Here is a 12,711-nt window from a genome sequence, read left to right as displayed (position 1 = left end):
ACTGTTCTTCACCACCCACGGCATCACCGTCGAACGAGTACTCACCGACAACGGCTCCTGCTACAAGTCCCGACTCTGGCGAGACACCCTCACCACAGCCGGGATCACCCACAAACGCACCCGCCCCTACCGGCCGCAGACCAACGGCAAAGTCGAGCGGTTCAACCGCACACTGCTCGACGAATGGGCCTACCAACGGCCCTACACCAGCAACACCGAACGCACCCAGGCCCTGGCAGACTTCCTGCACACCTACAACCACCACCGCAGCCACACCGCGCTCGGCGGCCACCCACCCATCAGCCGAATCAACAACCCTGCGGGTCAATACACCTAGGCCGTAGCCGGTTCGGTCAGGCGGGGTGAGGCGCAGCCGCAGCGGCTTCACGCCAGGGGTGCGCACGACGTGCCATCGAGCCCCGCCTCCACCGGTCAGGAGGACGCCGCCTTCTCCAGCTCCCGGCGCAGCTGCTCCTTCGTCATGCTCGAAGCCCCGTCCAGGCCCATGTTCTTGGCCTGCAACAGCAGCTCCTCGCGGGTGGCCTGGCCGGGCAGCTCACCGAGGTGGTCGGCCCGGCTGCGCGCGAACGCCTCCCCGAGCTCGTAGCGGCGCTCGGCGCTCAGGCGCTTGCGCATGCCGGGAAGGACGGTCTTCTCCTCTTCCTCCACGTGGTGGGTGATGGAGTCGACGACGTCCTGCAGCGCCTTCTCGTACTGCGGCGAGTCGTAGTCGGTGTCGAGGAGCTTGGCGAGCAGCTGCTCGGCCTCGGCGTGCTCCTCCTGGCTGTGCTCGACCTCGTCGTCACCGCCGGCGTCCTTGGCGACCGGGTAGACCTCGGCCTCCTCGGCGCGGCTGTGGGCGACGAGCAGGCCGCAGAGCACCGGGGTCAGCAGAGGTCGTTTCTCCGGGTGGTTCTTCAGCTCGTCGAACAGGCGCTCCACCTCGCGGTGGTCCTGCATGATCAGGTCGACGACGTCGTACTGCATGGTGGTTCTCTCCTTCAGTTCGGGTGGTTCCTCGGATAGCGCGTGGTGATGGGCGCGACGCCGCGCCGTCCGATCCGGCCGAGCGCGATGCCGAAGCCGCTGATCACGGCGACGGCGACGACCGAGCCGAGCACGATCGACCACGCCAGGCCGGCGCCCAGCAGTCCTGCCGCCGCACCCGCGATGACGGCGGAGGTGAGTCCGTTGACGAGGTTGACGAGGCCGGACACGCCCAGTGCGGTGCCGATCAGCCGCGGGCGCCTGGCCTTGCGCCAGCCGGTCTGGCCGCTGTCCACCCCGACGCCCAGGGTGTCGTCGTGCATCTGCCGCACGAAGACGTCCCGGGTGGACGGTTCGAGCTCGGCGTAGACGGCCCTGATGCGGTTGATCCCCAGTCCCGCCTGGACGTCCTCGATGCTCAGCTCGACCGTGCGGAACAAGGTGGCCAGGCCGATCAGGAACAGCGCGGCGAAGACGACCAGCATCAGCGTCAGCAGCACCGCGGGCGGCACCACCTGGGCGACGAACCCGAGTGCGATCATGGACGCGGAGATCGTCGTGAGCAGGTGGCCCGCCCGTCCGGTCGCGTCGGTGATCGTCGCCGTGCGGATCATCTGCAGCGTGTTGTGCTCCATGGTCAGGATCGTCAGCGCCGAGGCCTTGTCCACGTCCTGCACGTCAGCGCCCGAGCGCGCTGGCGAGTTCCTTCTTCGTCATCGTGGAACGGCCCTTGATGTTCTTCTTCTTGGCCTCGTTGTAGAGCTGTTCCTTGGTCTGGCCCTTCGGGCGGTTCGTGCCCGAGCGCTGACCGCCGCGCTTCTGCGGTGACATGTCCTGAGTGGACGACTTGCTCGCCGTCTTCGACTCACCGGCCTGCGCGCGGTTCTTGTTCACCGTGCGGGCCGCGATCTCCTTGGCGCGTTTGGGCGACGCGCCACGGTCCTGCGCGGAGTCCTTGATGTGCTCGTACTGGCGTTCCCGTTTCGCGTTCGATCCCGCGGGCATCACGACCTCCTGACTCGGTGCTGACTCGCGAATACCCCGTTCAGGGAGGTTCACACACGGGTCATCGGGTAGCCGGGGTCATGGCGATCTCTTCCCGACTCGACACCGCCCGCGTGCTCGCCACGGTGCTGCTGCCCACCCTCGCCAAGGGCGTCATCGTCCGCCGGCCCGGGGTGATGGCGGCCGCCGAGAAGGTGCAGGCCGACACCAGGGCCATCGACACGATGCGCAGGCTGCGCGACCGCTACGGCCCGGAACCGGTGCGCCTGCGCGTCACCGGCCGCAGCATCGCCGTGCTGGTCGACCCCACCGACGTGGGCAGGCTGCTCGCGGAGTCGCCCGAGCCGTTCGCGCTGGCCACGAAGGAGAAGAAGTCCGCGCTGGAGCACTTCCAGCCGCACGGCGTGCTGATCTCCGACGGCCCCGAGCGGCAACGGCTGCGCGAGCTCAACGAACGCGCGCTGCGACCGGAGAACGTGCCCGCCGAGGCGGTCGTGCGCGACGAGGCCGACCTGCTCATCCGGCACGTGATGAGCACCGGCGAGCTGACCTGGGCCTCCTTCAACCAGACGTGGTGGCGGATCGTGCGCCGGATCGTGCTCGGGGACGGCGCACGGGGCGACGACCAGCTGACCGACGACCTCAAGGCGCTGCGCGAGAACGCCAACTGGGCGTTCCTCCACCCGAAGCGGCGTGAGCTGCGCGAACGCTTCCAGGCCAGGCTCGACGAGCACCTCGCCCGCCGCGAGGAGGGCAGCCTCGCCGCCCAGCCGGGTGACCTGTCCGGGCAGGTGCCGCACTGGCTGTTCGCGTTCGACGCGGCCGGGATCATCACCCTGCGCGCGCTCGCCATCGGCGCCCGCGGCAGGAACGGGGTCCTCGAGTCCGCCCGGCTGTGGCCCACGACGCCGGTGATCCTGCGGGAGAGCAGGGAACCGACCCGCTGGCACGGCACGTGGCTGCCGCAGGACACGTTGTTCGTGGTGTTCACGCCGTTCTTCCACCGCGACCCGGACCGGCTGCCCTTCGCCGACCGGTACGCGCCGGAGTACTGGGACGGGCCGCTCGACCCCGCGATCGTGCCGTTCAGCGGTGGTCCCGGCATCTGCCCCGGCCGCGACCTGGTGCTGACCGTCGCCGCCACGATGCTGGACGCGCTGAGCGAGCACCTGTCGTTCCCCGTGCTCGGCTCGCCGCTGCCCGGAACGCTCAACCACTTCGGCATCCGCATGCCGGTCGAGCAGACGGGAAGCCGCGTCTCATGAACGCACCCCTCTACGCCGTGGTGACCGGCGCGGACTCCGGAATCGGCAAGGCCGTGGCCGTCGCGCTCGCGGGCGGTGGTGTCGACGTCGGCATCACCTACCACGAGGACGCCGACGGAGCCGAGCGCACAGCCGGGGAGGTCCGCGAGGCGGGCGCCCGGTGCGCCGTCCGGCAACTCGACCTGACCGATCTGCCCACCGCCGCCTCCGTCGTCGACGAACTGGCCGAGGAGCTGGGCGGCGTGGACGTCCTGGTCAACTGCGCGGGCACCGGCAGCAGCCAGAAGGTCATGGACATGGACTCCGACACGTGGCGCTCGGTGCTCTCGGTCGACCTGGACGGCGCCTTCCTGTGCTCCCAGCGCGCGGCGAAGCACATGATCGCTGCAGGACGGGGTGGCCGGATCATCAACATCACCTCGGTCCACGAGCACCTGCCGAGGGTGGGCGCGGCGCCGTACTGCGCCGCGAAGGCCGGGCTCGGCGCGCTGACCCAGGTGCTCGCCCTCGAACTGTCCGAGCACGGCATCACGGTCAACTCCGTGGCGCCGGGCGAGATCTCGACTCCGATGACAGGTCAGGAGGACGTCGACCCGCACACCGTGGCGCGGCCGGGCGTCCCGCTCGGCCGGCCGGGCAGCGCCCACGAGGTCGCCGCCTTGGTCGCGTTCCTCGCCACGCCCGCCGCGTCCTACGTGACCGGGTCGTCGTTCGTCGTGGACGGCGGCATGTCGCTGATGGGCCCGCAGGCGAGCCAGCTGATGACCGACGAGAAGTGGAGGCAGACCTGATGCGTGCCGTGGTGCTGAACTGCACCTTGAAGAAGTCGCCCGAGGAGTCCAACACCGACCTGCTGGCCCAGGTGGTGATCGACGAGCTGACGAAGAAGGACGTCGAGGTCACCTCGTTCCGGCTGGCCGACCACGAGATCCCGCCCGGTGTCGCGACCGACCTGGGCGGGGGCGACGAGTGGCCGAACATCCACACGCTGCTGCTCCGGTCCGAGATCCTGGTGTTCGCGACGCCGACGTGGGTCGGCCGCCCGTCCTCGTTCGCGCAGCGGGCGCTGGAGCGGATGGACGCCATGATCTCCGAGACCGACGACCAGGAGCGGCCGGTGGCCTACAACCGGGTCGCGGGCGTCGTGGTGACCGGCAACGAGGACGGCGCGCACCACGTGATCAGCGAGATCTGCGGCGGGCTCGTCGACATCGGCTACACGATCCCCGGCCAGGCCTGGACGTACTGGAACCGCGGCCCCGGACCGGGTCCGAGCTACTCCGAGACCGACGAGGGTCACGAGTGGTCGGAGAAGACCGGCCGCACCATGGCCGCCAACCTGCACGCCGTCGCCCTGGCACTCGCGGAACGCCCGATCCCGGCCTGAGCCAGCGCCACGAGAGCGCCGATCGCCAAGCCGCCCAGGACGTCCGTGGGCCAGTGCACACGGGTCCTGAGGCGGCTGTAGGCGACCAGCAACACCAGTGGCGTCACGAAGACGGCGGCCCCGCGGTCCGCCAGCGCGGTGGCGGTGCCGAACGCGGCGGCCGTCACCGCGTGCTTGGAGGGGAACGACGACGAGTCGGGGTGCTCCGGCAAGGCCTGCCGCGCGGGGATGCCGGCGGCCTGCGGTCTCCTGCGGTGCACGACGAGGCTGATCAGGTGGCCGATGGGCATGGCGATCACCGCCGCCGTCAGGGCCTTCTTCGCCGCCTTCGGCTTGCCGGCCACCGCGAGCAGGCCGGCGACGGGTAACCAGAGCAGCCCTCCCCGCGCCGTGAGGCCGGCGGCGATGATGACCGGGTGAGGACGTCTCGTGGGCAACGCCTCGCTGTTGTGCAGCGAGTCCGCGTCGAGCTCCGCCAGTTCGTCCTCACCGGTCATGCGGGTCTACTACCCGCTGCGCCACCTGGCGAACCTACGGGTAGGACGGTTCCTCGCCGTGCGCGATCACCAGTTCGCGGATCTCGCAGCCCTCCGGCTGGCTCAGCGCGAACACGATCGCCGCCGCCACCCGGTCCGGCGGGTTGAGCTTGTCCAGGTCCTGCGGCCGGTACTGCTCGGTGCGGTCGTCGAAGAAGTTCGTGCGCATGCCGCCCGGCACCACCAGCGTGACGCCGATCCGGCCCGCCGTCTCGGCGGCGAGCGCGCGGGTGAAGCCGACGACCCCGAACTTCGAGGCGCAGTACGCCGTCGCGTCGCTGACCGCGCGCAGCCCGAGCGTGGACGCGACCGTGACGACGCGCCCGTTCCCGAGGTGCGGCAACGCGGCCCTGACCACCGCCGCGGTGCCGAGCAGGTTGACCCGCACGACCTGTTCCCACTCGTCGGGCGGCACCTCCTCGAGCGTGCCGCACCGGTCGATGCCGGCGGCGGTGACCACACCGCCGAACCCGCCGTGCCGCTCGGCGAGCGCGCGCACCGCGGCTTCGGCGGCACGTCCGTCCGCCAGGTCGACCAGTTCGAACTCGTGCCTGTCCGGCGCGGACTTGTCGAGCACCAGCGGTGTCCCGCCGGCCGCGTGCACCGCGTCGGCCACCGCCGCCCCCAGTCCGGCCGCTCCCCCGGTCACCAGCACGTTTCCCAGCATCTAAGCCCTCCTCGACAGGATCTCGGTCGTCGAACGGCCCCGGTGGTACGGGACCACGACGCTGCGGCCGCCCCAGCGCCGCACGACGGCGGCCTCCGGCAGCTGGTCCGCGGTGTAGTCGCCGCCCTTCACCCACACGTCCGGGCGCAGGCGGCCGAGCACGTTCTCCGGCGTGTCCTCACCGAACACGACCACGTCGTCCACGGACTCCAGCGCCCGCAGCACCTCGACGCGTTCGGACTCGCGGTTGACGGGCCTGTTCTCGCCCTTGAGCCGCCGCACGGACAGGTCGGAGTTGAGGCACACGACCAGGCAGTCGCCCAGCGCGCGGGCGGCGGCGAGCATCCGCACGTGGCCGGTGTGCAGGACGTCGAAGCACCCTCCGGTGGCCACCACGGTCCCGCCGCGCCGCCGCACCGAGTCCACAGTGGACGGCAGCGGCGCGCGCATGCCCGAGACACCGCCGTCGCGCAGGAACTCCGCCGCGGCCGCCACGGCGTCGGCCACCGCGTCGTCCGGCGCGGCACCGCCTGCCAGCCGCACGGCCGCCGTTACGGCGAACCGGTCCCCGGCACCGCACGGGTCGGCGATCTGCACGGCGGGCGCGGGAACGGCCACCGGTGTCCCTCCACAGTGGAGCAAAGCCCCTTGCCCGCCGAGCGTCACCACCACGGCCCTGGCACGCCAGCGCGACACCAGCTCCGCCGCGGCCGCGTCCGGGTCGGTCAGCTCGCTGAACGCCTTGGCCTCGGCCAGGTTCGGGGTCGCGAGCCGCACACCGGGAACCGGAGCGGGCCCGCGCGGATGCGGGTCCCAGACCACCGGGACGCGCGTGAGCACCGACCGCAGCCGTTCGTCGCGCAGCAGTCCCCGGCCGTAGTCCGACGCCAGCACGAAGTCGGCGGACAGCACCGCGTCGAGCATGTCGTCGGTGACCTGAGGCGTCCCGGAACCGCCGTGGTCCATGCGGGCCAACGAGGTTCCCCCGCACCGCAGCCGCGTCTTCACCGGAACGGCCTCGGTGCGCCCGTACAGGCCGGGGACCTCGACCAGCGACCGCAGCCGCTCCCCCGCCGCGTCGCAGGACAGCGCGCTGACCAGCGTCACGTCCACGCCGTCGCGCGCGGCCATCGTCGCGGCGAGCGCGGCGCCACCGGCGCGGGCGTGCTCGCCGACGACGTCGAGGACCGGCGCCGGAGCGTCCGGGCAGACGCGTTCGACGGTGCCTTCCACGTCGACGTCGAGCAGGGAGTCGCCCACCACGACGAGTTTCACGAGGCCCTCCTCATCGACAGGGGCAGCGCGGCCTCGAAGGCCTCGCACAACGCGTGCACGACCACCAGCTGCGCCTCCTGCACGTTGCAGGCGTGGCCCGGCAACGCGAGCGCGTCGTCGGCAAGCGACGCCAGCGGGTTCGGCAGCGGTCCGGTCAGCGCCCACGAGATCGCCCCGGCGACCCGGGCCGCGCGCGCCGCTTCCAGGAGGTTCGGGCTGTTCCCGCTGGTGGACAACAGGACCACGACGTCACCGGGCCGGGCGTGCGCCGTCACCTGACGGGAGAACACCTGGTCGTAGCCGTAGTCGTTGGCGATCGCGGTGACGCTGGAGGTCTCGGAGCACAGCGCCAACGCGGAGAACGGCGCGCGGTCGTCGCGGTAGCGGCCGACCAGCTCGGCGGTGAGGTGCTGGGCCTCGGCGGCCGATCCGCCGTTGCCGGCCGCGAGCACCCTGCCGCCGTCGACGAGCCGGCGTGCCAGCACGGAGCCCCAGCGGTGGATGCGGGAGGACTGGGCGCGCACACCCGCCAGGGTGTCCGCCAGGCCGTCCAGGTGGCTTTCGACCGTCACTGCGCCACCGCCATGTCGTCGTTCGCCCGCACCCGCTGGTGGACGAGTTCGGTGCGTGCGGCGATCTCGTCCCACTGGTACATGACGTCCACCCTGTCCTGGCCGGCCATGCCGTACGCCATGCCGCGGGACGGGTCCGCGAGCAGCTTGCGCAGCGCGCGGCCGAGGGCACGGGGATCGCGGGGCGGTGTCAGCACACCGGTGACGCCGTCGACGACCGTGTCGCGAAGACCGCCCACCGCCGACGCGACGACCGGGACACCGCAGGCCATGGCCTCCAGGGGAACGATGCCGAACGGCTCGTACCACGGCACGCACGCCACCACGTCCGCTGAACGCAGCAGTGCGGGCATCTTCACCCGCGCCACCTGCCCCACCAGTCGCACGCGGTCCGACACACCACAGGCTTCCGCACGGGCGAGCAACCGCTGCGCCTCGGGGTCGGACTTGAGGTCGTGCGGTCCCCCGGCGATCACGAGCTCGGTCTCCGGCACCAGGGGCAGCGCCGCGATCAGGTCGTCGAACCCCTTGCGCCGCACGAACCTGCCGACCGACACGATCCGGTGCGGTGCCCCGCGCCGCGCCACCGGCCCGGACGGGGTGAACAGGTCCGTGTCCACGCCGCACGGCACGACCGTGATCTTGGTCCGCCGCAGGCCCATGGCGAGCAGCTCGTCGACCTCGTCGTCGCAGGTGGCGGCGACGGCGTCGGCCTCGTGACCGACCAGCCGCTCCACCGCGATCCGCTCCACCGGGCTCGTGTCCTGCGCACCCTGGTGGCGGCGCTTCACCGTGCCCAGGGCGTGGTAGGTGTGCACGACGGGGACGCGGGTGCGCCGCACCGCCAGCACCGAGGCCAGCCCGGACATCCAGAAGTGGCTGTGCACGACGTCGGGCGGCCTGTCCTGCCAGTCCTGCGCGAGGAAGCGGGAGAACGCGGTCATGTGCGGCAGGAGCTCGTCCTTGGGCACGTGCTTGGCCGGTCCGGCGGGCACGTGCACGACCTCGTAGCCGTCGGGGGTGCCGACGCGCCGCGGCAGTCCACGGGCGTCGCGCCGGGTGTAGACCGCGACCTCGTGGCCCCGCCGCACGAGCGCGGCCGCCAGCGCGGCCACGTGGACGTTCTGACCTCCCGCGTCGGCACCTCCCAGAGCCGCGAGCGGACTGGCGTGCTCCGACACCATCGCGATCCTCATCCGATCACCTCCTTCAGCGTCACGTCCCAGTTGCGCAGGAACGCATCGAGTCCGTAGTGGGCCAGCGCGAACTCGCGGGCCCTCCTGCCCTTCTCCCGCGCGAGGTCCGGATCGGCGACCAGGTCCCGCGTCGCGCTCACCAGCTCCCCCACGTTCGTCGAGATCGCGCCCACCTCCGCGGTGACGGCGCGGATCGCCTCCGTGCTCGCGAGGGCGACGACCGGCATGCCGATGTGCATGGCCTCCAGCAGCGACAGCCCCAGCGACGTCCAGCGCGGGGTGTGCACGTACACGCGGCGGCGGGCGAGTTCCCGGTGCAGCGCGTCCAGTCCGTGGTCCCCCATGCCGCCGATCTGTTCAGTGCCCATGCCGAACACGTCGATCGGGTCGAACCTCGGCAGCAGGTCCGTGCCGACGATCCGGCCCCGGCGCACCGGCTCGTTGATCACGGCCGCCGCCCGCGGGAGCTCGCCCGTGTAGAGCGGTCCCGGGTCGACGACGCCGTGCTCGATCACGACGGTGCGGGTCGTCCCGCAGTCCCACATCAGGTCGTTGAAGTGCGTGACGTGGACGATGGTGCCGTCCCAGCCGGCGAGCGGGTGTTCCTGTGCGGGAGCGCTCGGGGTGTTGTGCTCCAGGTACACCTGCGGGATCCCCGCCGGCACGCGGGACAGTTCGTCCAGCCGCTGCACGACCGCGACGTCGGCGTCCACTTCGGACGGATCGACCTCGGTGGCCTCCCACGGGCGCCCGGCGAGCCCGGTGCCGTGCGGCGGGCCGGGGATCAGGTAGTCGTGCCCTCCCTGGACGAACGAATGCGTCCAGGACCCGTGCACGTGCCACAGCAGGATCCTCATGTCATCACCTCCGCTACGGCCGCCACGACGTCGGCCGGGTCGACCTGATCCAGGCACGGGTGTCCGGTGACCGGGCACTCGCGCGCTCTCGTGCCACGACAAGGAGCTTCTTGGTCGCCGAGCAGCACATGTCTGCCGTACGGCGCCCATCGGACGGCCGGGACGACCGGGGCGAACAACGACACGACGGGTGTGCCGACCGCGGCGGCGAGGTGCGCGGGGCCGGTGTTGCCGACGACGACCGCCCCGGCCCCGGCGAGCACGCCCGCCAGTTCGAGCAAGCTGGTGCGCCCGCCGAGATCGGATCCGCACGCGCCCGCGACGTGCCCGGTGAGCCCGGCCTCCGCCGGTCCTCCGGTCACGACCACGCGGTGCCCGGCGGCGGTCAGCGCGACCACCGCCTTCGCCCACCGGTCGGGCGACCAGGTGCGGGCGGGCGCCGACGCACCCGGGTGCACCACCACGTACGGATGGTCCAGTGGTGTCGCGGGCGGATCGACGACCCTCAGCCGGCCGTCGTCGCCCTCGGGGAGGTCGAAGCCCGCGGCGCGCGCGACCTCCAGCGCCCGTTCGGCCTCCGGGACGTCCGGATCACCGGTCAGGCGCACGTCCAGCAGGGATCCCGGGTAGTCGATCGACCGCGCCACGATCTTCGGGACGCCCGCGAGCCGCAGCATCAGAGCCAGTGGCAACGGGCTCTGGTGGAACGACGTGAGGATCAACGCCACGTCGGCGCGGATGCCGTGCACCAACGCCGTCACGGCCTCGATGTCGAACGGCCGCACGTCGGGAGCGGGGTTCACGATCCACGGGCACTCCCACTCGACGATCCGCGAGACGCCGGGCAGCAGTTCCGCCGCCCGGACCCCGGCCGGTCCGCAGAGCAGGACGACCTCGCCCGCCGCCGCCGCGGCGCGCACCGCCGGCCCGGCCAGCAGCACGTCACCGTCGCTGTCCAGGCGCGCGACCAGCGTCCTCACAAGATCATCCCGATCGCGGAGCGCAGGTCGGGCGCGGTGCGCGGGGCCCGGTCGACCTCATCTTGCCTGGTCACCGGGGTGGGCACGAGCACGGAGACCGCACCGGCGGCCTCGGCGGCGTCCACGTCGGCACCGATGTCGCCCACGACGACAACGCGTTCGGGCCGAACGTCCAGGACCTCGCAGGCCGCCAGCACCAGCCCCGGCGCGGGCTTGCGGCACGCGCATCCCTCGCCGGGGTGGTGCGGGCAGATCTGCCAGGTGCCGAACTCGCCGAGGAGCTCCTCGACGCGGGCGTTCACCGCCGCGACCTGCTCGGTGGTGAGGAGCCCCCGGCCGATGCCGGACTGGTTGCTCACGACACCGGTGCGCAGCCCGCGCTCGCGCAGGTCGCGCAGCACTTCGCGCGCACCTGGCATCACGGTCACGAGGTCCGGGTCGCCGTTGTAGGGGACGTCCCGGATCAGCGTGCCGTCACGGTCGAAGAGCACCGCGTCGAAAGGCTCGTCCATAGAGGAGAGTTAGCCGAGAAGAACGGCTTGAAACGCTACTCGGCGAAGCGGTTCTACAGCGCCGGGCTACCAGGAACCCCTTTGCCCTCCCCGATTCCGCGCAGGAGTGCCTGAAGCGCTTCCTGCGCGTCGAACTGGGGTTTCCAGCCGAGCTCCATCCGGGCGCGCGACGCGTCCAGCAGCGGCGACTTCAGCGCCAGGTCCACCCATCCGGGCGGCGTCGGCTGCAACCGCAGGCGCCAGCTCACGTTCGCCAGCAGGCGTACCAGCCCCGCCGGAACGGCCACCGGCCGCCCTCCGAGGACCTCCGCCAGTGCACGGGGAGTGACGACGGGATCGGCCACGAGGTTCACGCCGCCGTGCGGTCGCTGCCGCAGGATGCGGACCAGACCGTCGGCCACGTCGTCGGCGTGCACGAACTGCAGCACCAGGTCGCGCGGCAGCGGCAGGACCGGGATCCGGTTGCGGAACAGGGCCCTCGGCACGAGCTTGCCGAGGAAGTACTCGTGGATCTCGGACCCGGCGTCGGACTGCAGGATCAGACCGGGCCTCGGCCGGGAGATCAGCAGGTCGGACTCGAACTTGTTGAGCATGTGCTCCACCGCGGCCTTGTGCCTGCTGTAGAACGACGACCGCACCCCGTCGACCGGCCACGTCTCGTCCACGCGGCGGTCCTTGCTGCCCGGCGAGTACGCGCCGACCGACGACATGTGCACGAGGTGCGGCACCTTCGCGGCCACCGCGGCGCCGAACACCTGCGCGGAGCCGGCCACGTTCGTGCGGTAGGTCGCCCGTTCGTCGCGGGCGGGCTGGATGCGCCAGGCGAGGTGCACGACCGCGTCTGCGTTCTCGAAGACGCCCTTCAGCACCTCCTCCGCGCCGGGCCGGCCGAGGTCGACCGGGGTCCACGTGACGCCGCGGTAGGGCGGTGCGTCACCCGGCGGGCGGCGGGAGATCCCGTGCGGCTGGATGTCCGGTTCCTCGGCGAGCCTGCGTAACAGCGCCGTCCCCACGTTCCCGGTCGCACCGGTGATCACGACCTTCATGAGCGCGCTCGCGCGGTCGCGCGGTCGTTCGCCTTGGCGATGGCGTCGACGAGTTCGTCCTTGGTCATCCTGGAACGCCCCTCGATCTCGAGTCGTTTCGCCATGTCGTAGAGGTGTTCCTTGCTGGCGTTCGCGTCGACACCGCCGGCCGTCTCGCCTCGCGCCGGGGTGCCGCGCTCGGCCTGCGGATCGGAGGGCCCCATCTCCTCCTTGGCCTCCCAGTGGTCACCGACCTTCTCGAAGGCGTGCTTGAGAGCGGAGAAGGCGGTGCGGTGCGCGCGTTCGCCCTCTCCGTAGGACTCGACCGCCGAGTCGTGCGCCTTGATCCACGTCCGTTGCGCCTTCTCCGACGAGCGGGCCACCGTGCTGGGCAGTTCCTGCCGTCCGGGCATGGCTCTCCTCCAAGGTTTCCACCTGGGACGACGG

17 protein-coding genes are annotated in these 12,711 nt (G+C 71.8%); 4 read left to right on the top strand and 13 right to left on the bottom strand.

Features of this window, described 5'->3' with window-relative positions; genetic code table 11:
• On the top strand, positions 1-337 hold a 337-nt coding region (locus BMY74_RS42775; protein ID WP_143091966.1), incomplete at its 5' end, for an integrase core domain-containing protein.
• Positions 338-432: 95 nt separating this feature from the next.
• Here BMY74_RS42775 and BMY74_RS42770 read toward each other — a convergent pair.
• Genes BMY74_RS42770 through BMY74_RS42760 form a run of 3 tightly spaced genes read right to left on the bottom strand, consistent with a single transcriptional unit; the run spans position 433 to position 1,992 of the window.
• Positions 433-987 carry a hemerythrin domain-containing protein gene (locus BMY74_RS42770; RefSeq protein WP_089927837.1) on the bottom strand — a complete coding sequence of 185 codons (555 nt, stop codon included), beginning with the start codon at positions 985-987 and terminating at the stop codon, positions 433-435.
• A gap of 14 nt (positions 988-1,001) precedes the next feature.
• Positions 1,002-1,655, bottom strand: a complete 654-nt coding sequence (locus tag BMY74_RS42765; RefSeq protein WP_143091965.1) for a hypothetical protein — start codon at positions 1,653-1,655, stop codon at positions 1,002-1,004.
• 10 nt (positions 1,656-1,665) lie between these two features.
• Complete coding sequence (locus BMY74_RS42760) at positions 1,666-1,992, bottom strand: plasmid stabilization protein (protein ID WP_089927830.1); 327 nt, start codon at positions 1,990-1,992, stop codon at positions 1,666-1,668.
• Positions 1,993-2,072: 80 nt separating this feature from the next.
• Here BMY74_RS42760 and BMY74_RS42755 point away from each other — a divergent pair, with 80 nt between their 5' ends.
• From BMY74_RS42755 to BMY74_RS42745, 3 genes are read left to right on the top strand one after another with little or no spacing between them, the layout of a single operon-like run.
• The gene (locus BMY74_RS42755) at positions 2,073-3,257 is read left to right on the top strand and encodes a cytochrome P450 (protein WP_089927827.1); all 1,185 of its coding nucleotides are present in this window, start codon (positions 2,073-2,075) and stop codon (positions 3,255-3,257) included.
• Complete coding sequence (locus BMY74_RS42750; RefSeq protein ID WP_089927825.1) at positions 3,254-4,048, top strand: SDR family oxidoreductase; 795 nt, start codon at positions 3,254-3,256, stop codon at positions 4,046-4,048. The genes BMY74_RS42755 and BMY74_RS42750 overlap by 4 nt, the downstream gene beginning before the upstream one ends.
• On the top strand, positions 4,033-4,644 hold the full coding sequence (locus BMY74_RS42745; RefSeq protein ID WP_245786716.1) for a flavodoxin family protein: 612 nt from the start codon (positions 4,033-4,035) through the stop codon (positions 4,642-4,644). The genes BMY74_RS42750 and BMY74_RS42745 overlap by 16 nt, the downstream gene beginning before the upstream one ends.
• Here the strand turns inward: BMY74_RS42745 and BMY74_RS42740 are convergent.
• Genes BMY74_RS42740 through BMY74_RS42695 form a run of 10 tightly spaced genes read right to left on the bottom strand, consistent with a single transcriptional unit; the run spans position 4,554 to position 12,677 of the window.
• Complete coding sequence (locus BMY74_RS42740) at positions 4,554-5,141, bottom strand: phosphatase PAP2 family protein (RefSeq protein ID WP_089927822.1); 588 nt, start codon at positions 5,139-5,141, stop codon at positions 4,554-4,556. The two genes, BMY74_RS42745 and BMY74_RS42740, sit on opposite strands and share 91 nt — an antisense overlap.
• A 34-nt stretch (positions 5,142-5,175) precedes the next feature.
• Entirely contained in the window at positions 5,176-5,847 is a 672-nt protein-coding gene (locus tag BMY74_RS42735; RefSeq protein ID WP_089927818.1) for an SDR family oxidoreductase, read from the bottom strand.
• Complete coding sequence (gene rfaE2 / locus BMY74_RS42730; protein ID WP_089927815.1) at positions 5,848-7,122, bottom strand: D-glycero-beta-D-manno-heptose 1-phosphate adenylyltransferase; 1,275 nt, start codon at positions 7,120-7,122, stop codon at positions 5,848-5,850. It lies immediately after the preceding gene.
• On the bottom strand, positions 7,119-7,694 hold the full coding sequence (locus BMY74_RS42725) for a D-sedoheptulose-7-phosphate isomerase (protein WP_089927812.1): 576 nt from the start codon (positions 7,692-7,694) through the stop codon (positions 7,119-7,121). Before BMY74_RS42725 ends, rfaE2 begins: the two co-directional genes overlap by 4 nt.
• Positions 7,691-8,890 (bottom strand): glycosyltransferase, encoded by a 1,200-nt coding sequence (locus tag BMY74_RS42720; RefSeq protein WP_089927810.1) that lies wholly within the window; start codon positions 8,888-8,890, stop codon positions 7,691-7,693. The genes BMY74_RS42725 and BMY74_RS42720 overlap by 4 nt, the downstream gene beginning before the upstream one ends.
• Positions 8,887-9,747, bottom strand: a complete 861-nt coding sequence (locus tag BMY74_RS42715; protein WP_089927807.1) for a glycosyltransferase — start codon at positions 9,745-9,747, stop codon at positions 8,887-8,889. The genes BMY74_RS42720 and BMY74_RS42715 overlap by 4 nt, the downstream gene beginning before the upstream one ends.
• Positions 9,744-10,727, bottom strand: a complete 984-nt coding sequence (locus BMY74_RS42710) for a glycosyltransferase family 9 protein (protein WP_089927804.1) — start codon at positions 10,725-10,727, stop codon at positions 9,744-9,746. The genes BMY74_RS42715 and BMY74_RS42710 overlap by 4 nt, the downstream gene beginning before the upstream one ends.
• Positions 10,724-11,239 carry a D-glycero-alpha-D-manno-heptose-1,7-bisphosphate 7-phosphatase gene (locus tag BMY74_RS42705; protein WP_089927801.1) on the bottom strand — a complete coding sequence of 172 codons (516 nt, stop codon included), beginning with the start codon at positions 11,237-11,239 and terminating at the stop codon, positions 10,724-10,726. The genes BMY74_RS42710 and BMY74_RS42705 overlap by 4 nt, the downstream gene beginning before the upstream one ends.
• 53 nt (positions 11,240-11,292) lie before the next feature.
• Positions 11,293-12,285 carry an NAD-dependent epimerase/dehydratase family protein gene (locus BMY74_RS42700; RefSeq protein ID WP_089927798.1) on the bottom strand — a complete coding sequence of 331 codons (993 nt, stop codon included), beginning with the start codon at positions 12,283-12,285 and terminating at the stop codon, positions 11,293-11,295.
• A complete protein-coding gene (locus tag BMY74_RS42695; RefSeq protein ID WP_089927795.1) occupies positions 12,282-12,677 on the bottom strand; it encodes a ChaB family protein in 396 nt (131 codons plus the stop codon). Before BMY74_RS42695 ends, BMY74_RS42700 begins: the two co-directional genes overlap by 4 nt.
• Positions 12,678-12,711 lie beyond the last annotated feature (34 nt).

It is taken from the genome of Lentzea albida, from assembly GCF_900111005.1.
Taxonomy (GTDB): Bacteria; Actinomycetota; Actinomycetes; order Mycobacteriales; family Pseudonocardiaceae; genus Lentzea; species Lentzea albida.
Note: the sequence above shows the minus strand (reverse complement) of the source record. Positions and strands in the feature narration are given on the sequence as shown.